15 protein-coding genes are annotated in these 19722 nt (G+C 67.5%); 9 read left to right on the top strand and 6 right to left on the bottom strand.

All coding sequences use genetic code 11. From position 1 onward, the window contains the following. The first annotated feature begins 3 nt into the window (after window positions 1-3). Entirely contained in the window at window positions 4-585 is a 582-nt protein-coding gene (locus XM1_RS10020; RefSeq protein WP_068433132.1) for a TlpA disulfide reductase family protein, read from the top strand. Window positions 586-672: 87 nt separating this feature from the next. Here the strand turns inward: XM1_RS10020 and XM1_RS10015 are convergent, their stop codons facing one another. The 3 genes from XM1_RS10015 to XM1_RS10005 all read right to left on the bottom strand — a co-directional run bounded on the left by XM1_RS10015 (window position 673) and on the right by XM1_RS10005 (window position 2213). Next, the gene (locus XM1_RS10015; protein WP_068433130.1) at window positions 673-1149 is read right to left on the bottom strand and encodes a copper chaperone PCu(A)C; all 477 of its coding nucleotides are present in this window, start codon (window positions 1147-1149) and stop codon (window positions 673-675) included. A 98-nt stretch (window positions 1150-1247) separates the two neighbouring features. After that, window positions 1248-1685 (bottom strand): hypothetical protein, encoded by a 438-nt coding sequence (locus XM1_RS10010; RefSeq protein ID WP_231920764.1) that lies wholly within the window; start codon window positions 1683-1685, stop codon window positions 1248-1250. Between the two features lie 108 nt (window positions 1686-1793). After that, window positions 1794-2213 carry a bacteriohemerythrin gene (locus XM1_RS10005; RefSeq protein ID WP_068433128.1) on the bottom strand — a complete coding sequence of 140 codons (420 nt, stop codon included), beginning with the start codon at window positions 2211-2213 and terminating at the stop codon, window positions 1794-1796. A 159-nt stretch (window positions 2214-2372) separates the two neighbouring features. Between XM1_RS10005 and XM1_RS10000 the strand changes: the two genes are divergently transcribed. The 5 genes from XM1_RS10000 (at window position 2373) to XM1_RS09980 (ending at window position 9700) form a co-directional block, all read left to right on the top strand. Continuing rightward, window positions 2373-2753 (top strand): hypothetical protein, encoded by a 381-nt coding sequence (locus XM1_RS10000; protein ID WP_068433122.1) that lies wholly within the window; start codon window positions 2373-2375, stop codon window positions 2751-2753. 92 nt (window positions 2754-2845) lie between these two features. Continuing rightward, the gene (locus XM1_RS09995; protein ID WP_068433120.1) at window positions 2846-4000 is read left to right on the top strand and encodes an EAL domain-containing protein; all 1155 of its coding nucleotides are present in this window, start codon (window positions 2846-2848) and stop codon (window positions 3998-4000) included. Beyond that, entirely contained in the window at window positions 3997-4923 is a 927-nt protein-coding gene (locus XM1_RS09990; RefSeq protein ID WP_068433118.1) for a diguanylate cyclase, read from the top strand. Before XM1_RS09995 ends, XM1_RS09990 begins: the two co-directional genes overlap by 4 nt. Window positions 4924-5049: 126 nt before the next feature. Beyond that, window positions 5050-7662 carry a bacteriohemerythrin gene (locus tag XM1_RS09985; protein WP_068433116.1) on the top strand — a complete coding sequence of 871 codons (2613 nt, stop codon included), beginning with the start codon at window positions 5050-5052 and terminating at the stop codon, window positions 7660-7662. A gap of 67 nt (window positions 7663-7729) precedes the next feature. After that, complete coding sequence (locus XM1_RS09980) at window positions 7730-9700, top strand: PAS-domain containing protein (protein WP_068433114.1); 1971 nt, start codon at window positions 7730-7732, stop codon at window positions 9698-9700. On the opposite strand, the gene XM1_RS09975 is transcribed toward XM1_RS09980, so the two are convergent. After that, window positions 9697-11748, bottom strand: coding sequence for a YgiQ family radical SAM protein (locus XM1_RS09975; protein WP_068433112.1), 2052 nt, complete (start codon window positions 11746-11748; stop codon window positions 9697-9699). The genes XM1_RS09980 and XM1_RS09975 overlap by 4 nt on opposite strands. An 11-nt stretch (window positions 11749-11759) precedes the next feature. Continuing rightward, on the bottom strand, window positions 11760-12770 hold the full coding sequence (locus XM1_RS09970) for a cache domain-containing protein (protein ID WP_156428689.1): 1011 nt from the start codon (window positions 12768-12770) through the stop codon (window positions 11760-11762). Between the two features lie 163 nt (window positions 12771-12933). On the opposite strand from XM1_RS09970, the gene XM1_RS09965 reads away from it, so the two are divergent. The 3 genes from XM1_RS09965 to XM1_RS09955 are packed head-to-tail and all read left to right on the top strand — an operon-like array spanning window position 12934 to window position 17347. After that, entirely contained in the window at window positions 12934-15507 is a 2574-nt protein-coding gene (locus XM1_RS09965; RefSeq protein ID WP_068433108.1) for an MMPL family transporter, read from the top strand. Then, window positions 15504-16370: a hopanoid biosynthesis-associated protein HpnK gene (gene hpnK / locus XM1_RS09960; RefSeq protein WP_068433106.1), complete on the top strand. Its 867-nt coding sequence runs from the start codon at window positions 15504-15506 to the stop codon at window positions 16368-16370. The genes XM1_RS09965 and hpnK overlap by 4 nt, the downstream gene beginning before the upstream one ends. Beyond that, on the top strand, window positions 16367-17347 hold the full coding sequence (locus XM1_RS09955; RefSeq protein WP_068433104.1) for a lysylphosphatidylglycerol synthase domain-containing protein: 981 nt from the start codon (window positions 16367-16369) through the stop codon (window positions 17345-17347). Before hpnK ends, XM1_RS09955 begins: the two co-directional genes overlap by 4 nt. A gap of 69 nt (window positions 17348-17416) precedes the next feature. Here XM1_RS09955 and XM1_RS09950 read toward each other — a convergent pair whose 3' ends face one another. After that, window positions 17417-19576, bottom strand: coding sequence for a methyl-accepting chemotaxis protein (locus tag XM1_RS09950; protein WP_068433102.1), 2160 nt, complete (start codon window positions 19574-19576; stop codon window positions 17417-17419). Between the last annotated feature and the right edge of the window lie 146 nt (window positions 19577-19722).

Below are 19722 nucleotides of genomic sequence, written 5' to 3'. Positions count from 1 at the left end.
ACCATGAAGCGCCGCGCCTTCGTCATGGCCGCCGCCGCGGCCCTTTCCCTCCGCCCGGCCGCCGCCGCCCCCAAGGGATTGCGCGGCCTGGTCATCCACGACCAGCCCAAGCCGGTGGCGGCGCTCGACATCCGCGACGCCGAGTCCCGCGCCGCCGGCCTGGATACGCTGAAGGGCAAGCCGATCCTGCTCAATCTGTGGGCCAGCTGGTGCATGCCCTGCGTCGCCGAGCTTCCGGCGCTGGACCGGCTGAAGCCCGCCCTCGACGCCAAGGGCGTCGCCCTGGTCGCCCTGTCGCTGGACCGCGGCGGCAAGCTGACGGTGGTCAACACCTTCGCCCGCTTAGGGATCAAGAACCTCGACATCCGCACCGACGAGAACCGCGTGGCGGCGGAAAAGCTGGACGCTCCCGCCTTGCCGGTGACGCTGCTGATCGACGCCCAGGGGCGCGAAATCGGCCGCTTCATCGGCGCCGCCGAATGGGACGGCCCGCCGGCCGCCCGCCTGCTGGACGCCCTGGCGGCGGGAAGCCCCCTGACGCCGGACATGGCGCCGCCCCCGGTCAAGATGGGAACGGCGCCTTAGGCTTTCCGCGTGCTTGGCCGCGGCCTCAATGGCCGCTGGTCCATCCGCGCGCCACTACGGACGCGCGGATGGACGAAACCGACCGGCTCAGTGCTTGTGCATCATGCCGCCCGGCATGGCCGCGCCGGGGGCCATGGCGCCGGGCGCCTGGACCGGAACCTGGACCACCACCGCGCCGGCCTTCTCGAACTTGAGCGTCAGCTGGACGGCGGCGCCTTCCTTCACCGGGGCGTTGAGGCCGATGAACATGATGTGGTCGCCGCCCGGCTTCAGCTCGACCGTGCCGTGCTCGGGCAGCGCCAGGGACTCGACCTTGCGCATGCGGTAGATGTCGCCGTCCTTCACATGGGTATGCAGTTCCACGCTCTTGGAAATGCCGGCCTCGGCCGCCACCAGACGGTCGGCGCCGCCGTGGTTGTGGATGGTGAGGAAGGCGGCTCCGGTGCCGCCGGTCATGGGAGCGGCCCGCATGAACGGATTGACCACCTCGATATCGGCGGCGGCCGCCTGGCCCGAGACGGACAGGCCCAGCAGCAGGGCGGCGGCAATGGCAAAGGACTTCATCGGGAAACTCCAGACAGTAGACAGGTGCAATCGCCCCCGACGGATGGGGACGGCGAAAAGTTCGCGATGGGACATTTCAGGGATGGCGGCGGGCGACGTCAAGCCGCCGCGATCGGAGGGCCGCGGGCGAGCCGGTGGCGGGATGCCTGCCCGTCCATGCGTGACGAGCCCGTCGCGGCGATGCGAAGCCCTGCCGTACCTGCGGTGGGTACTTTGAAGGTTGGGGACGGCAAAGCCCCTTTCGCCGGCGACGCGGCCTGACACACCAGGCAGCATCCATGGCTTTCGGACTGCTCCTCGTCGCCCATGGGGGATGGAACCGCCGTACGCTCGGTTCCGCCCGCGGGTGACGCGTGGCAGATTCCAGTCCGCGCAGCCAGCGTCACCAGGAGGGTTTCCCCCCTGAACGCCAGATCGAGACCGGGAAGCAGCCCCTGGAAGACAAAGCCCGCCGCCACCAGCGCGACCGCCAGCAGCCGCGCCATGGGGCTGCGGCCGAAGCGGAAGATGGACGGAACGGCGGGGCCAGAACGCAAGGCGGTCCTCCTCGGGGGTCCTACAGGAACGCACGCCCGGCGACCACAGACATTGACTCCGATCAAGTCGCGGGGACTCCGATCAGGTCGCCGACGAACCGGGGGCGCTCAGACCCGCGCGGCGGCGGCGGCCGGACGGCGGGCGGCGGCGGCGGCCCGGATATAGGGAGCCAGCTTGGAATCCTCCCCCAGGATGTGGGCCATCACCCACTTTTCCATCAGGCTGCGGACCGCCGAGACGAATTCTTCGTGGTTGACGGACGAAAGCAGCGGCAACAGCAGCACCCGGCGCAGGGCGGCCGCCATCTCGGCATGCAGCGCCTTGTGCCGTACGTAATCGGGAAAACCGCAGTGAAGCATCTGCTGCTCCTCGCGGATGAAGTGCTCCCCCGCCTCGCCCATCAGCCGCGCCGCCGCCGATTTGGCGGCGTCCAGCGTCCGGCTGGCTTCCAGTTCACGCCAGATCGCGATCATGCGATCATGGTCGTCGTCGAGGATCTGGTGTCCAATGCTGTAGCTTGATGCCATGTCCACCCCCCGTGGAAGTACAATGAAATAGTCCTCCAATTTTTGTGATCAATCAAACGACGCTCTGTAACGCTTTCCCGCTGCAAGATGACAGTTTTTTGCCAAAATCGAGCCGATCGTCGTAGAAGAATTCGTCGCGCATACCAAAGGTTATGATCCATGAGTCAGTACCTATTCTTTTCCTCCATGCTTCGCTTCGTCGCCGCCAAGACCGCCGCCGCCGCCCCAGCCGCCCTGGATGCGCGGACGGCCGACATGATGGCGGTCCTGCGCCGTATCGCCGACACGGTGGAGCAAGGCCCCGATTTCGAGATTCCCGGCGACGGGCTGGAACTGAGCGCCCGCGCCCTGGCCGGCTTCGCCGCCTTCTTGCAGAAGAGCATCCTTCCCGAGGCGGTGGCGCACGGCAACCAGGGGGGCGAGGTCCAGATCCGCTGGGCGGTGGACCGCGCCATGGACGCCGTCAACACCTTGCTGTCGCGCGCCGCGCTGCAGGAAGGCCTGCCGGTCCGCATCACCCTGCCGCCACCTCCCGGTTGATAGGTAGTCCACCTTATTCTTGCCCGGCGGCCACCGGGCATGGTTCACTACCCATTCATATTCGACGGGCGTTTCGCGGAGCGGACGAGGGCATGCTGACCAGGGATGTTGCGGCGGGCGAGGTGATCTTCCGCCAGGGTGATAGCGCCGACATGGCCTATCTGATCGAGGCGGGCACCATCCAGATCCGCCATGACGGCCCGGGAGAGTGCGAAGCCCGCCCCCTGGCCCTGCTGGGGCCGGGCGAGGTGTTCGGCGAATTGGGCGTCATCGACGGCGAGCCCCGCTCGGCCACCGCCATCGCCCAGACGCCGGCGCGGCTGGTGACGGTGCGCGCCGAGAAGATCCAGCAATCCATCGCCCGCTCCGACCCGTTCTTCGCGGAACTGATGCGCAAGCTGGTGGGACGGCTGCGCAATTCGCGCAGCCTGGACGAAGCCGCGGTCATGGCGGCGCTGCAAAGCTCGGAATTCGGGCCGGGCTTCGAGGAAATCCTGCGCGAGCGCGACATCGCCGAAGGCATCATCCGGGGCGAGATCGAGCCGTTCCTCCAGCCCATCGTCGATCTGCGGAGCGGAGCCATCCGGGGATACGAGACGTTGGCGCGCTGGCGCTCGGACAAGTTCGGCCTGATGACGCCTTGCGCCTTCCTGCCGCTGGCACGGCGCACCGGCCTGATCCGCCGCATCGACCTGACCATGGCCGACCGGGCGCTGAACATCTGCGCCGGCTTCGGACGGGGCGAGGGCTCTCCTTTCGTGGCCATCAACATCTCGGCCTGGCACCTGCGCGACCGCACCCTGGTCGACACCCTGAAGCGCATGCTGGCCCAGCACCGCCTGCCGCCCAGCCGCATCTGCGTCGAGATCACCGAGACCATGCTGATCGACGAGACCTCGGACGCCGACAGCCTGCTGGCCGAGTTGCGCGATTGCGGCATCCGCATCGCGCTCGACGATTTCGGCACCGGCTTCTCGCCGCTGGCCTTCCTCTATCGCCTGCCCATCGACATCCTGAAGATCGACGGCAGCATGGTGGAGGGCATCGAGTCCTCGCCCCGCCAACGCGGCGTGCTGGAAGGCCTTAAGGATCTGTGCGCCCGGCTGGGCATCGAGGTCATCGCCGAAGGCATCGAATCGGGAGAAGCCGCCGGCGCGCTGCTGGAAATGGGGTTCACCCTGGGCCAGGGCACCCATTTCGCCGCCCCGGCCGCGGTGGACGAGACCCTGGGGAGCCTGGCGTCATGACCAGCGAGCCCGAGGATTCCACCCAGATCCATGTTCAGACGGAACAGGTCTTCGCCAGCCTCGCCGCCTATCAGCACGCCCTGACCAGCCATGTGGACTGGCTGCAATCCTGGTACAGCTCGGTCCTCAACTGGGACGACCAGGCCCGCCCCACCCCCGGGGCCGGGCACTGCCGGTTCACCAACTGGTACGAGGGCGCCGGCCAGTCGGCCCTGGCCGGCTATCCCGCCTTCGCCGAGCTGGGACAGCTGCACCTCGAGATTCACGCCAAGGCCGAGCAGATCACCGAGCGGGCGGCCGACGGGCACACGGTCACCACCTCGGACTACGAATCCATGATGGCCCTGGTCCTGGCCTTCAGCACCACCGCCCAGGGGCTGGAGCGCGACACATGGCGCACGCTGGCGACGGTGGACGCGCTGACCGGGCTGGGCAACCGCCAAACCATGATGAGCCACCTGATCGGCGAGCGCGACCGCGCCATCCGCCTGAAGCAGCCCTGCTGCGTCGGGCTGGCCGACATCGACCATTTCAAGCGGATCAACGACACCCACGGCCACGCGGTGGGCGACCGGGTGTTGCGGGCGGTGGCGGAGGCGCTGCGCCATACCGTGCGGCCTTACGACGTCCTGTACCGCTATGGCGGCGAGGAATTCCTGGTCTGCCTGCCCGCCGCCACCCAGGAAGCGGGACTGCACGTGCTCGAACGCATGCGGGCCGCCGTCGCCGGGCTGAACCTCACGACCGCCACGGGCCAGCCCATTCCCGTCACGGCCAGCTTCGGACTGGCCGAACTGTCCGCCGACCTGTCGGTGGAGGAATCCCTCGACCGCGCCGACATCGCGCTGTACGACGGCAAGCGCGGCGGACGCAATCGGGTTATCGCCTGGAGCCAGGACGACAAATCCGACAAGCCCGGTTGAAGCGGCAATTGGACACCCCAAACTATTGATGTATAATCGCCCTAACAAAGGCCAAGGCCGCATGCGACGCCTCATCGCCCGACCTTGAGGGCCTATCCGGCCTCGCCGCGAGCGTGAGGGGGCTTCATGGCTGGCTTGATCAAGGTTGACATCGCCGCAGGCCTCTCCTGGGTGGAAGTCCCCGATCGCGACCTGCGGGTGCTGTGCGGCTGTCCCGCCGATTCGGTCAAGCACATGATGCTGCGCGGGCTGATCCGTCCCGCCGAGGTGGCGGGAATCCGCTGCGAGACCGGTCCGTCGGCCATTCTGCTCTCCGACGTGATGATCCAGAACGGCGCCTTCTGCAATCTGGCCGAATTCCCGGTCCTGCAGATGTTCTACCGCCAGGGCATGCTGTTGCCCGGCCACCCCAACAACACCGGGCGCCGCCCCCTGCTGATCGGCCGCAACGAGCAGCTTCAGGCGCAGTTCCAGTACATCTACCGCGGCAATTACGGTCTGATCTCCATCGAGGAGCTGATGGAGGCCGGGCTGGACGAGGCCACCGCGCGGGAGATGATGCGCCTCAAGCTGCGCTTCGCCTTCGGCCGCATCCAGCATCCGCGGGAATTGCTCGCCACCAAGGCCCTGGACGACGAGCCCATCGAGATCGCCGACGGCGTCACGCTTCGCCGCACCGCGCTCAATCAATTCGAGTTTTCCTATGGCGGCGAGAGCGTCAACGTCGACCTCAACCTGCCGCCCTTCGAGATCCATGAATGCCCCTACACCCTGGGCTTCCACCAGATCCCGCGCGAGTACTTCGCCGTCATCCATTCCGGCGACGGCGACGGCTGGGACATCCGGCGGCCCAGCATGGGGGCCATCCTGGTGTTCCAGGGCCGCATCTACCTGATCGACGCCGGCCCCAACCTGATCTACTCCCTCAACTCGCTGGGCATCGGCATCAACGAGGTGGAAGGCATCTTCCACACCCACTCCCATGACGACCACTTCGCCGGGCTGACCACGCTGATCCGCGCCGACCGGCGCATCAAGTACTTCGCCACCCCACTGGTCCGCGCCGCGGTGACCAAGAAGCTGGCCGCCCTGCTCTCCATCGAGGAGGAGGACTTTTCCGATTATTTCGAGGTCTGCGACCTGGTGATGGGCGAGTGGAACGACGCCGGCGGCCTGGAAGTCCGCCCCGTCTTCTCGCCCCACCCGGTGGAGACCACCCCCTTCTACTTCCGCGTCCTGGCCGAGGGCGGCTACCGCACCTACGCCCACATGGCCGACATTTCCGGGCTGGACATCCTGGAGGGCATGATCTCCGAGGACCCGGACAAGCCGGGCCTGTCGCTGGCCTGGTTCGAGCGCATCGTCGCCGATTACTTCGAACCGGCCGACGTCAAGAAGGTGGACATCGGCGGCGGCCTGATCCATGGCGCCGCCCAGGATTTCGCCGAGGACCGGTCGCGCAAGATCATCTTGTCCCACACCGCCCTGAAATTGACCGACGAGCAAAAGCGCATCGGTTCGGGCGCCTCGTTCGGCACGGTGGACGTGCTGGTGCGCAGCTACCGCGATTTCGCCCGGCGCTCGGCCTACGAGCATCTGGCCGGCTATTTCCCCGAGGTCGGCGACGCCCACCTGCAGGTGCTGCTCAATTGCCCGCTGGAAAGCTTCAATCCCGAAACCATCCTGATCCGCGAGGGAAGCGTCGGCAACGCCATCTATCTGGTGCTGGCCGGCCAGGTGGAGATGCTGTCCTCGGACAGCCAGGTGCGCTCGCTGCTGTCGGCGGGCGCCCTGCTGGGAGAGCTGGCCGGGCTGCACGGCCTGCCGTCCATGGAAACCTACCGCGCCACCTCCTACGTCCAGGCCCTTCGGCTGTCCGCCGATTTCTACCTGGAATTCGTCAAGCGCCACGACCTGTTCGCCGCCATCTCCCGGCTGATGGAAATCCGGGAATTCCTCAGCCACACTTGGCTGTTCGGCGAAGTGGTGTCCACCGGAACCCTGAACCGCATCGCCACCGACATGCGCCCGTGCGCCGCCGCCGCCGGGGAAGTGCTGTCGGTGGGCGACCGCAACGTGGCGCTGATCCGGGCCGGCTCGGCCCGCCGTCTGGTGGGCGACCAGGAACTGGAAATCCTGGGCCCGGGCGACTTCTTCGGCGAGGAGACCGCCGTCTTCGAGACCCCCAGGCTGTCGCGCCTGGTCTCGTTGGAACCCATGGAGCTTTACGTGGTGCCGGCCCGCACGCTGCAGGACATTCCCGGCGTGCGCTGGAAGCTGTTCGAGACCTTCCACCGCCGGACCCGGGCCTGCGCCGAGGCCCAGATCGTCACCGCCGACGATCTGGTCTGGCGCGAGGAGTATTCCGTCAACATCCAGCGCATCGACAATCACCACCGCCGCCTGTTCGAGATGTCCAACCGCCTGATCGAGGCGGTCCACCTGGGCAAGGGCAAGACCGAGGTGAGCGAGGCGCTGGACTTCCTGATGGGCTACGCCATGTACCACTTCGCCGAGGAGGAAGCCCTGCTGGAGCGCTACGGCTACCCCGAAGGCGGCGGCCATTCCGCCAAGCACCGGCGCCTGATGGCCCAGATCCGCGAGCTGGAGGAACAGCTGGCCCAGTCCACCGTCACCGCCAAAGACGTTCTGGTCTTCCTGCAGGATTGGATCGTCAACCACATACTGATGGAAGACAGACGCTACGCCCCCTTCATCAATTCAAAGGGCGTATACTAAGGTCAATACCGTATGGGAGGGCGGTTTGAGCAATCAAAACAAGAATGACCCCCCGGGAGGCGATTGCATGACGGATAAGGGCCGGGAGGACATGCCGCCGGGTCATGGTATCGACATGACCATGATGCACGGCGTTCTTGACCACCTCGACCAGGGCATTTCGGTGTTTTCCGCCGAGTTGCGCCTGATGCTGTGGAACCAGCAATTCGCCGACCTTCACGACTTTCCCGAAGGCTTTCTCCATCACGGCCTGAAGTTCGAAGACATCATCCGCTTCAACGCACGGCGCGGCGAATACGGCGATTGCGACGTCGAGGCCTATGTGGGCGCCCGGGTGGCTTCGGCGCTGGAGTTCCGCCCCCATCGCTTCGAGCGGACCCGGCCCAACGGCACCATCCTGGAAATCATCGGCAATCCCCTGCCCGGCGGCGGCTTCGTCACCACCTACTCGGATGTGACGGTCAACCGGCAGGTGGCCGAGAACCTGCGCGATTCCAACGACCGCCTCGACCAGATGGTCGAGCGCCGCACCCAGGCGCTGCGCGAAAGCGAGGAACGCCACCGCGCCTATGGCGAATTTCTGGAAGCCACCGTCCAGCATATGCCGCAAGGCGTCTGCCTGTTCGACAACGACCTCAATCTGGTGGTGGCCAACCAGGGCTTCTTCGAACTGACCCAGATTCCGGTCAGCTTCAACATCAAGGGCATCAATTTCCGCGAATTCATGCTCTACAACGCCCAGCGCGGCGAATACGGCCCCGGCAATCCGGCGGAGCTGGCCGACCAGCGGGTGGAACAGGCCCGCAAGATGGAGTCCCATGCCTTCGACCGCGCGCGGCCCGACGGCACGGTGATCGAGGTGCGCGGCAACCCCATCCCCGGACGCGGCTTCATCAGCACCTTCACCGACATCACGGCGCGAGCCAGGGCCGAGGAATCGCTGCGCGAGGCGGCCACCATGGCGCGCGCCATGCTGGACGCGCCCGGCCTGCTGGTCCTGCTGATCCGCCTGGACGGCGTCATCGTCGACCTGAACGAGGAAGCGGCGCGCGGCCTGGGGGTCGGCAAGGACGACATGATCGGCGCCAACATCTTCTCCACCATGCCGCCCCAGGTGGCCGAACGCCGCTTCGCCCACGCCCAGCAGGCGGTGTTCGAGGGCCGCGCCGTCTATTTCGAGGACGAGCGCGACGGCCGCTGGTTCGAAACCACCATGACCCCCTACCCCACCGACCAGGACGGCACGCCCCGGGTGATGGTCATCGCCCACGACGTCACCCACCGGCACCAAGCGGAGCAGCGCCTGCGCGAGGCGACGGCGCTGGCCCAGGCGGCCAACCGGACCAAGACCGACTTCCTGGCCGCCATGAGCCATGAATTGCGCACGCCCTTGAACGCCATCCTGGGCTTCTCGGAGATCATCGCGCGCGAGATGTTCGGGCCGGTGGGCGAGCGCTACCGCGTCTACGGCCAGGACATCAACTCGGCGGGACAGCACCTGCTGGCCATGATCAACGACATCCTGGACATCTCGCGCATCGAGATCGGCGCCTTCACCTTGTGCATCGAGCCGGTCGACCCGCACGAACTGGCCGATTCCAGCCTGAGGCTGGTCAGCACCCGCGCCGAAGCCGGCGGCATCCGGCTGGCCGAGGAGCTGCCGGATTCGCTGCCCCAACTGCTGATCGATTCCAGGCGAAGCAAGCAGATCCTGATCAACCTGCTGGGCAACGCCGTCAAGTTCACGCCGCCGGGCGGCAGCGTCACCCTCAGGGGCGAAAGACTGGGGTCGGGCGGCATCGCCTTCCACGTGGCCGATACCGGCATCGGCATGAGCGAGGCGGACATCGCCGTCGCGCTCTCGCCCTTCGGTCAGGTGGACACCGGCCTGGACCGCCGCTTCGAGGGCGCCGGGCTGGGCCTGCCGCTGGCCAAGTCCCTGGCGGAGCTGCACGGCGGTTGCCTGGACATCCGCTCGATCCCCGGCAAGGGAACCACGGTCAGCGTCTATTTCCCCGCTTCGTGCATCGCGCCTTAGGTTTGCCCCTCGCCGGGCGCGGCCCTCCGGCCGCTTGGCCGCCGCCTCCCTGCGGACCGTGGTCCGCCCGGGCCTAAGGGCAATGGCGGCTGGTCGCGACGTGCGCCGGATTTGGCGCACATCGCTCCGGGCTTGGAGGCCGGCGCCGGAACTCCGCCGCGCGGCACCAACTGGTGATTGCCCGGCCCGATCAAATCGGCGCGGCCCATCTTCTGCAGGGCTTCGCGCAGGATCGGCCAGTTCTCGGGGTCGTGCCAGCGCAGGAAGGCCTTGTGCAGGCGGCGCTGGCGCAGGCCCTTGGCGGTGAACACCTCCTCGCCCGCCCGGCGCACCGGCCGGATGGGATCGCGGCCGCTGTGGTACATGGCGGTGGCCAGCGACATGGGCGTCGGCAGGAAAGTCTGCACCTGATCCAGCCTGAAGCCGTTCCGCTTCAGCCACAGGGCCAGATTCAGCATGTCGCCGTCGGTGGTGCCGGGATGGGCGGCGATGAAATAGGGAATGAGGTAGAGCTTCTTGCCCGCCCGGGCGGCCGCCTTCTCGAACATCTCCTTGAACCGCTCGTAACTGCCGATGCCGGGCTTCATCATCTTGGCGAGCGGCCCGTCCTCGGTATGCTCCGGCGCGATCTTGAGATAGCCGCCCACATGGTGGCGGACCAGTTCGTCCACATAGGCCGGGCTGGTCACCGCCAGGTCGTAGCGCACGCCCGAGCCGATATTGACCCGCTTGACCCCTTTGACGCCCCTGGCCGCCCGGTAAAGGCGGATCAGCGGATCGTGGTCGGTGCCCAGCGTCTTGCAGATGTCGGGATAAACGCAAGACAGCCGCCGGCAGACCTTCTGTACCTCGGGCTCGCGGCAGCCCAGCCGCCACATGTTGGCGGTGGGCCCGCCCAGATCCGAGATGGTGCCGGTGAAGCCCTTGGTCTTGTCCCTGATCTCCCCGATCTCGCGGACGATGGAGGCCTCGGACCGGCTCTGGATAATGCGGCCCTCGTGCTCGGTGATGGAGCAGAAGGAACAGCCGCCGAAACAGCCGCGCACGATGTTGATGGAAAAGCGGATCATCTCCCAGGCGGGAATCTTGGCCTCGCCATAGGCGGGATGCGGCCCCCTGGCGTAGGGCAGATCATAGACCCCGTCCAGTTCGGGGGTCGAAAGCGGCACCGGCGGCTCGGTCACCCACAATTCCTTGTCGCCGTGGCGCTGGACCAGCGGGCGGGCGTTCAAGGGGTTGCTTTCCTGGTGCAGCACGCGGGACGCCTGGGCGTAAAGCACCTGGTCGCCCTGCACCTGCTCGAAGGAGGGCAGGCGCACCACCACCTTGTCACCCTTCACCGCCGGCTGGGCGGTTTCCGGGTCGGAGGCGTCGATCACCCGCCAATCGTCGGGCACGCGGTCGCGCACGAAGACCGTGCCGCGAATGTCGTGCATGGACCGGGGCGCCTCGCCGTTGGCCGTGCGCCGGGCGATCTCGACGATGGCGCGCTCGGCGTTGCCGAACACCAGGATGTCGGCCTTGGCGTCCATCAGCACCGAACGGCGCAGCTTTTCCGACCAGATGTCGAAATGGGCGATGCGGCGCAAGGACGCCTCGATGCCGCCGATCACCACCGGGACATCCTTGAAGGCCTCGCGGCAGCGCTGGGCGTAGACGATCACTGCGCGGTCGGGCCGCCTGCCCCCCTCGCCGCCCGGCGTGTAATTGTCGTCGCGGCGGATGCGCCGATCCGAGGTGTAGTGGTTGACCATGGAATCCATGTTGCCCGCCGTCACCCCGAAGAACAGGCGGGGGCGGCCCAGGGCGCGGAAGGGATCGGGCCCGCTCCAGTCGGGCTGGGCGATGATTCCCACCTTGAAGCCCTGGGATTCCAGCAGACGGCCGACGATGGCCATGCCGAAGCTGGGATGGTCCACATAGGCGTCGCCGGTGACCAGCACCACGTCGCATTGGTCCCAGCCCAGCGCCTCCATCTCGGCCCGGCTCATGGGCAGAAAGGGCGCCGCCTCGCGGCGGGGAAAGAAAAGGGGATCGGGCTGGTCCATGGGTCTTCCGCTCAAATGCCGTCGCCGTCGGCGAACCCCTTCTCTTCCTCCCCTTTGCCGTTCAGATGCAAGACCCATTTCGCCAGCCATCGCCTTGCGGCCAGACTGGACGCCGCCACGAAGATCCCGACGGTAAGCAGCAGGATCGCCAGTTCGCGCCACCATTCCACCAGGGCCAGATCCTCGGGCAGCCCCACCGAGACCAGGACGGGATAGCCGTCCACGGCAAGGAAAGCGCCGATTTCCGGGGAATCGTCGGTGGGATCGGGAATGCGCCCGGCCAGTTCGCGCCGCTCGGCGGCCCAGCGGCGGAACAGCTGGCTGTCCCAGAAGGTCCGGCCGGCCAGGGTGTAGTCGCGCGGATGATTGACCAGCAACCGGCCGGCATCGTCGAAAATGCGCACCCCGGCCCCGGGAATCAGATTCAGCGCCGCGACCTGCGAGAAGATGTCCTCGGTGTTCAATTGCACCAGCAGCATGCCGAGGAAATGGCCGTCCAGATCCTGGAGCCGCCGGCTGATCATCAGCCGCCAGCGCGACGGCCCGGTCTCGCCCAGGCTCAGGGCCGCGTCGCCGATGAAGGCCGCGCTCTCCAGCCCCAGGTCCCGGTGGCGCTGGAAATAGAAGCCGCTCGAGATGTCGGGCGCGGGACGGACCATCGGCACCGACGCGGCTAGGCTTCGCCCCCTGGCGTCGAACACCATCACCGCCGCCACCTGGGGCAGGCGCTGGGTGGTCAGCTGGAAGACCCGCTGCAATTGCGGCTGCGAGGCCTGGGACGAGACGAAGCGGGTAGCCACCGGCCGCAGATGGTCGGCGATATGGATGTCGACGGGCCGCAGCGTATTGGTCAGGGTGCGCGACACGTCGTGCGCCAGGACCTGAACCTGCGCCTGAGCCTCCACGAAGCTCCGGTCGCGCTCGACCCACAGACTGACGAAATCCCAGGCGTTGAACAGCAGGGCCACCAGGGCGGGCGGCGCCAGCAGCAGCGGCAGCCATCGCCGCGCCCAGCCTTTCACCGTCCTTCCGACCCGCCTCACCATTGCCGCGGCCCCGTCAATGCTGCAATGCAACAACGACGGTAGCGCGTTTGCCCGGCAAAGCCAATGACTCTTGCTATGGCGGGGCCAAGGAGGCACATTCCCCCCTTTCCTCCCGGCTGCGTGGGAAAGCCTAGGAACGATGGTTAAGACTCTGGCTGTTCGTCTCGTCGATTGGTGCTGGCGCCATGCCTGGACGGTAGTGATCGCCTCGCTGGTCGCCACCGTGCTGATGGGCTGGTACGCCGCCGCCCATCTGTCGCTCGACACCGACGAGAGCAAGCTGATCTCGCAGGATCTGCCGTTCCGCCAGGTGGAAAAGACCATCGAGCAGGCCTTTCCCCACTCCGCCGACCGGCTGGCGGTGATCATCGACGGGCCTACCGCCGAACTGGCCGAGGACGCGGTGGAGAAGCTGGCCAAGGCGCTGCCGGCCGCCCACAAGGGCCTGATCTTCGACGCCTCGCGGCCCGCCGAGGAAATGTTCTTCCGCAAGAACGGCCTGCTGTTCATGCCGGCGGCCGAACTGGGCGACATCGTCGAGCGGCTGGTCCAGGCCCAGCCGCTGCTGGGCTCCATCGCCAAGGACCCGTCCCTGCGCGGCCTGCTGGCCTCGGTGGATCTGGTGCTGCAGGGCATTGCCCACGGCCAGGCCCAACCGAAGGACATCGAGCCGCTCATCACGCAACTGGACAAGCCGGCCGCCGACGTCGTCGCCCATGGCAAGGCGGCGCCGGTGGACTGGCAGGGGCTGATGTCGGGCGGCCCGGCCAAGGATGCGCCGCGCCGCTTCCTGATGGTCCACGGCAAGCTGGATTACGGCGCGCTGGAGCCGGCCTCCGACGTCATCGACGCGGTGCGCGCCACCGCCCGCGACCTGGGGCTGGAGCCCGCCAACGGCTACAAGGTGAGCATCACCGGCTCGCTGGCCCTGTCCGACGCCAATTTCGCCACCGTGGCCGAAGGCGTGGAGATTTCGGCACCGCTGTCCTTCCTGGCGGTGCTGCTGCTGCTGTTCTGGGGCGTGCGCTCGGGCCGGGTGGTGGCGGCCATCGTCATCAGCCTGATCATCGGGCTGGTGGCCACCGCCGCCTTCGCCGCGGCGGCCGTGGGCAGCCTCAACCCCATTTCCGTCGCCTTCGCGGTGATGTTCGTCGGCATCGCCGTGGATTTCGGCATCCAGTTCGTCACCGCCTTCCGCAACGAGCGTTTCTTGAAGGGCGACCCGGCCGAGGCGGTGCTGGCCTCGGCGGCGTCCATGGCGGCGCCGCTGTCGCTGGCCGCCATCGCCACCGCCGTGGGCTTCCTGTCGTTCCTGCCCACCGCCTATACCGGGGTGTCGCAGCTGGGCCTGATTGCCGGCGGCGGCATGCTGATCGCCCTGGTGGTGGACTTCACCCTGCTGCCCGCCCTGCTGGCCCTCTTGAAGCCGCACCCCGAGGCCGAGCCGGTGGGACTGAAGCTGCAGGCCGCCGACGCCGCGCTGCGCCGCCACGCCAAGCCCATCGTCGCCGGCGGCTGCGTGGTCGGCCTGATCGGCGCCGTGCTGCTGCCCATCATGCCACTGGATTTCGACCCGCTGCATCTGCAAGACCCCAAGGCCGAGGCGGTGAAGGCCTTTCTGGAACTGGCCCAGAACCCCGACAACGGCGTCTACAACGTCGAGACCCTGGCGCCGTCGGTGGACGCCGCCCGCGTTCTGGCCGAGAAGTTCGAGGCGCTGCCCGAGGTGCATCGGGCCATGACCGTCGCCACCTTCGTGCCCGACGGCCAGGACGAGAAGCTGGCCATGATCGCCGACGTGGCCATGGTGCTGGGGCCGACCCTCAATCCGGCCAAGGTGCTGCCCGCCCCCTCGCCGGAGGAATTGCTGGCGGCCATCGTCAAGCTGGCCGGTCAGTTGGAGACCGTCGCCCCCGACCACAAGCCGTCCCAGGCCCTGGCCGGACGGCTGAAGGCCATCGCCGCCAAGGGGCCCCAGGCGGCGGAGGCCTATCAGAAGGCGGTGGCCGCCGGCCTGCCCGCCCTGCTGTCGGGCATCCGGCGCTCGCTCGACGCCGAGGCGGTCAGCCTGGACAGCCTGCCCCCCGACTTAAAGCGCGAATGGGTGTCCGCCGACGGCCGCGCCCGCGTCCAGGTACTGCCCAAGATCGACATGCAGAACCAGGAGGCGCGCAACCGCTTCAACGCCGCCGTCACCAAGATCACCCCCAACATGGCCGGCGCCCCCATCTCCATGGAGCAGTCGGGCCAGGTGGTGATCGGCGCCTTCGCCATCGCCGCCATCGGCGCGCTGGCCGCCATCGGCCTGCTGCTGGGCCTGATGCTGCGCCGGGTGCTGGATTCGGCGCTGGTGCTGGCCCCCCTGGTGCTGGGCGCGCTGGCCACGGTGATCGCCGCCCGGGCCGCCGGCATCGCCATCAACTTCGCCAACGTCATCGCCCTGCCGCTGCTGCTGGGCATCGGCGTCGCCTTCAACATCTATTTCGTGGTCAACTGGCGTAACGGCGTGACCGACCACCTGTCGTCGCCCACCACGCGGGCGGTGCTGTTCTCGGCGCTGACCACCGGTTCGGCCTTCGGCAGCCTGGCGGTGTCGCCCCATCTGGGCACCGCCTCCATGGGCATGCTGCTGTTCCTGTCGCTGGGCGTCACGGTGGCGGCCACCTTCGTGGTGCTGCCCGCCCTCTTCCACCTGATCGGCAAGCCCAAGTGAGTAAGCGTCTCATCGTCACCGCCGACGATTTCGGCCGCTCGGTCGAGATCAACCGGGCGGTGGAGGAAGGCCATGTCGACGGCATCCTCACCGCCGCCAGCCTGATGGTCACCGAAGGCGCGGTGGACGACGCGGTCGAGCGCGCCCGGCGGCTACCCCGGCTGGGCGTCGGCCTGCACGTCACCCTGGTGGACGGCATTCCCGCCTTGGCCCCCACCCGGATTCCCGATCTGGTCAACAACCAGGGAATGTTCACCCTGGATCTGGTGCGGCTCGGCACCCGCATCTTCCTGTCCAAGGCGACGCAGCGTCAGGTGAGCGCCGAGATGCGCGCCCAGTTCGAGCTGTTCAAGGCCACCGGCCTGAAGCTCGCCCATGTGGACTTCCACCACCACTACCACCAGCACCCCACCGTCTTCGATCTGGTTCTGGACCTGGCGGTGGAGTACGGCGCGCCGGGCATCCGCATCCCGTGGGAGCCGCCGCTGCTGTCCTATCGGGCCCGCGGCGACCGGCTGGGCACCCGGCTGTTCAACGGAATATTCCATTGGGGCCGCAACCGCGCCATGGCGAGCAAGGCCAGGGCGCGGGGCCTGCTGGTCAACCAGCGGGCCTTCGGCGTCAACGATTCCGGCCAGATGGACGCCGCCAAGGTGAACTCGTTCCTGGACGTGCTGCCCGACGGGCTGTCCGAGATCTACTGCCACCCGGCCACCGCCCATTGGGACGCGCCGCGCCCCATGCCGCCCCATTACCGCATCGACGCGGAATACAAGGCGCTGATCGCCCCCGAGAACCGCCGCAAGGTCGCCGAACTGGGCATCCGCCTCACCACCTTCGCCGCCGAGGCCGCCGGACGATGAAGGCCAACCTGGCTCGCCTGGGCGTCATCGTCCTGATCGTCACCGCAGCGTGGTACATGCGCGACGGCTTCGGCGACGTGGGCGGCGCGCTCGACACCGCCGGGTGGAGCGGCGTGGCGCTGATGGCGCTGACCCATGCCCTGCCGGTGGCGCTGTGCGGCGTCTCCTGGGGCCTGCTGCAGGACGACATTCCCACCTGGAAATTCTCGGTGGCCCGCTGGATCAAGGACGGGGTGGGCGAGCTGGCCGGTATCCTGCCGCTGTCGGCCGAGATGGCCGCCATCCGCCTGATGACCCGCTACGGCTTCCGCGTCGCCGAATCCACCGCCATCGTCATGGTGGACGTCACCGCCGAGGCCATCGCCCAGTTCTTCTTCAGCATCCTGGGCGTCGCCCTGTGGCTGCACCTCTACCCCGAGGCCGAGGTCACCCGCTGGGCGCTGATTGCGCTGGGCATCAGCGTTCCCGGCCTCGCCATCTTCGTGGCGCTCCAGCGCTCGGTGGTGATGCGCTTCCTGGAGACCCTGCCGGCCAAGATCATGCCCCACGCCTGGGACGCCCCCGACGCCGATTCCGGGGTGCATGCCGCCGTGCTGACGCTGTATTCCGACCACCGGCGCTTCGCCCGCTCGGTGTTCTGGCACATCCTGGCCTGGGCGGCGGGCGCCATCGAGGCCTGGGTAGCGCTGTGGCTGCTGGGCTATCCCATGGGACTGGCCGAGGTGCTGGCCCTGGAAAGCATCATCTACGCCATCCGCTCGGTGGCCTTCGTGGTGCCGGGCGCCATCGGACTGCAGGAAGGCGGCTACATGCTGGTGGGCGCCGTCCTCGGCCTGCCCACCGAGATCGCCCTGGCGGTCTCGCTCTTGAAGCGCGGCCGCGAACTGCTGATGGGCCTGCCCGCCCTGTTCGTCTGGCACTACATCGAGCACTCCACCGCCAAGCAGAAGGCCCCGGCCGAGAAGACCGGGGCCTGAGGTCGTTCAATTGCGGGCGGGACGCCCGCGCTCCCACGAACCTTTCGGAGCACGGGCATCCTGCCCGCCTTAAGCGCTGCGGATCTCCTTGATGAAGCCCGCCACTTCCCTGGCCAGCTGGTCCGAGGCGCCCTTGAGGCCGTTGGCCGCGTCGTAGACCTGGTCCGACATCAGCTTGGTTTCCTCTGCGGCGTCCGACACCACCTGAACATTCTCGGCCGCGGACGCGGTGCCGTGGGCCGCCTGCTCCACCGAGCGGGCGATCTCGGCGGTCGCCGCGCCTTGCTCCTCCACCGCCGCGGCGATGGCCGACGACAGCTCGCTGATATTGCCGATGGTGTCCGAGATGGAGCGGATGGCGTCCACCGCCGAGCGGGTCTCGGTCTGGATGGCGGTGACCTGCTGGCCGATCTCCTCGGTGGCCTTGGCGGTCTGGTTGGCCAGATGCTTGACCTCGTTGGCGACGACGGCAAATCCTTTTCCCGCCTCGCCCGCCCTGGCCGCCTCGATGGTGGCGTTGAGCGCCAGCAGGTTGGTCTGCGAAGCAATGTCGTTGATCAGGTTGACCACCTCGCCGATCTTCTGCGCCGCCTCGGCCAGACCGCGCACCATGCGGTCGGTCTCGCCCGCCTGGCGGACCGCGTCGCCGGAGATGGTGGCGGCGTGGGCCACCTGGCGGGAGATCTCGGTCACCGACGAGGACAGTTCCTGGGTCGCCGCCGACACCGACTGGACGTTGGCGGTGACCTGCCCGGTCATGGCGGTGACGTTGCCGGCCTGGGCCATGGTCTGCTGGGCGTTGGCCGACAGGGTTTGGGCATTGCCCAGCAGCGAGCCCGACGAGACGTCGATCAGGTCGACCACGCCCTTGACCCGCTCCTCCAGGGAATTGGCGACGCGGTTGAGTTCGGCCTTGCGGCCCTCCTCGGCCTGACGGTCCAGTTCGATCTTCTCCAGGGCGGAATAGCCCAGCTTGGCCTTCAATGCGCGAAGCAGGGAGTGCAGCTGTCCGAATTCATGCACGTCGGCCACCGGAATTTCATGGGCCTGGTTGCCGGCGGCGATGGCGTCGAAATGGCGCTCCATGGCCTTCAGGGGGGCGCGAATACCGGCCAGGATCCACACGGCGAGAATGAAGCCCAGCACCAGGGCGGCGACCATGGCTCCGACTACCAGCATGGTCTTGGAGGATGCGTTGGCCTCGGCCTTGACGTAGGTGGCCCCGGCATCCTTGCGCTGATAGACCATCAGCTCGTTCAAGGTCGAATGGGTGGCGTTGAAGAGTGGCCGCATGGTTTCGCCGAAATGCTTCACCAGAGCAGCGGAATCGCCTCGGCGGGCCATGTCGATGGCCGGAACCAGCCCCTGGTCGCGGAAGGCCCCGCGGGTCGCCGCGAACCGGCCGATCAGCGCCTTTTCCTCGGCGGGATGATCCCCTTGAGCGTAATGCTCCCACTTGGCGTTGATACCGGCGATGTTGGCGTCGATGGCGGCCAGGCGCTCGGCCACCGGCATCCATTGTTGCCCCGTCTGCATCTGGAGGGCGATGGAGGCGACTTGACGGTAATTATCCTGGAACAGATCGACGATCTCGGCGAGGTCGATGGCGGTCGAGGTGTTTTCCTCGTAAACCATCCGAAGGTCGTCGCCGATGCCACGCATACCGCCAATACCCAGCCAGCCCACCATCAGCATCAGCGCGCCCAGCGTCGCCAGCACGCCGGACAGGCGCCCGGCGATGGAGTTCTTCAACTCACCAAGCTTGCCGGCCAGGCCGGTGGAGACCACGCGGCCGTCGCGGATGGCCAGGCCCCGGGCCCGGCCTTCGCGGAACAGCTGGTAGGCCTGCTCGGCGGAGTTGACCTGGGCGCGCGACGGCTTGGAGCGGATGGAGACGTAGCCGGTGATCTGGCCGTTCTCCATGATGGGCGTGACATTGGCCCGGACCCAGTAATGGTCGCCGGTCTTGGAGCGGTTCTTGACGAAGCCCTCCCACGGCCGCCCGGCCTTGATGGACGCCCACAGGTCGGCGAAGGCCTCCTTGGGCATGTGGGGATGGCGCACCAGATTGTGGGGCGAGCCCAGCAATTCCTGCTCGGTGAAGCCGCTGATGTCGATAAAGGCCTTGTTGACGAAGGTGATGCGGCCGCCGGCGTCAGTGCGCGACACCAGCATGTCGCCGTCCTTCAACTCCACCTCACGGTTAGTGATCGGTCCATTGTCACGCATCGTTATCCTCCACGTCGCCTCTCGCGATCCGAGCGGGATTGCTGGCAACCTCAACCATCCATACCACACGGCATAAATCGCCCATGCCTTTAGAATGGTAAGGCACTTTACGTATTCAAGGCCGCTAATGAAATTTCCCAGCGCCA

The organism is Magnetospirillum sp. XM-1, from assembly GCF_001511835.1.
GTDB lineage: Bacteria > Pseudomonadota > Alphaproteobacteria > Rhodospirillales > Magnetospirillaceae > Phaeospirillum.
This window is presented reverse-complemented; position numbering and strand designations above follow the sequence as displayed.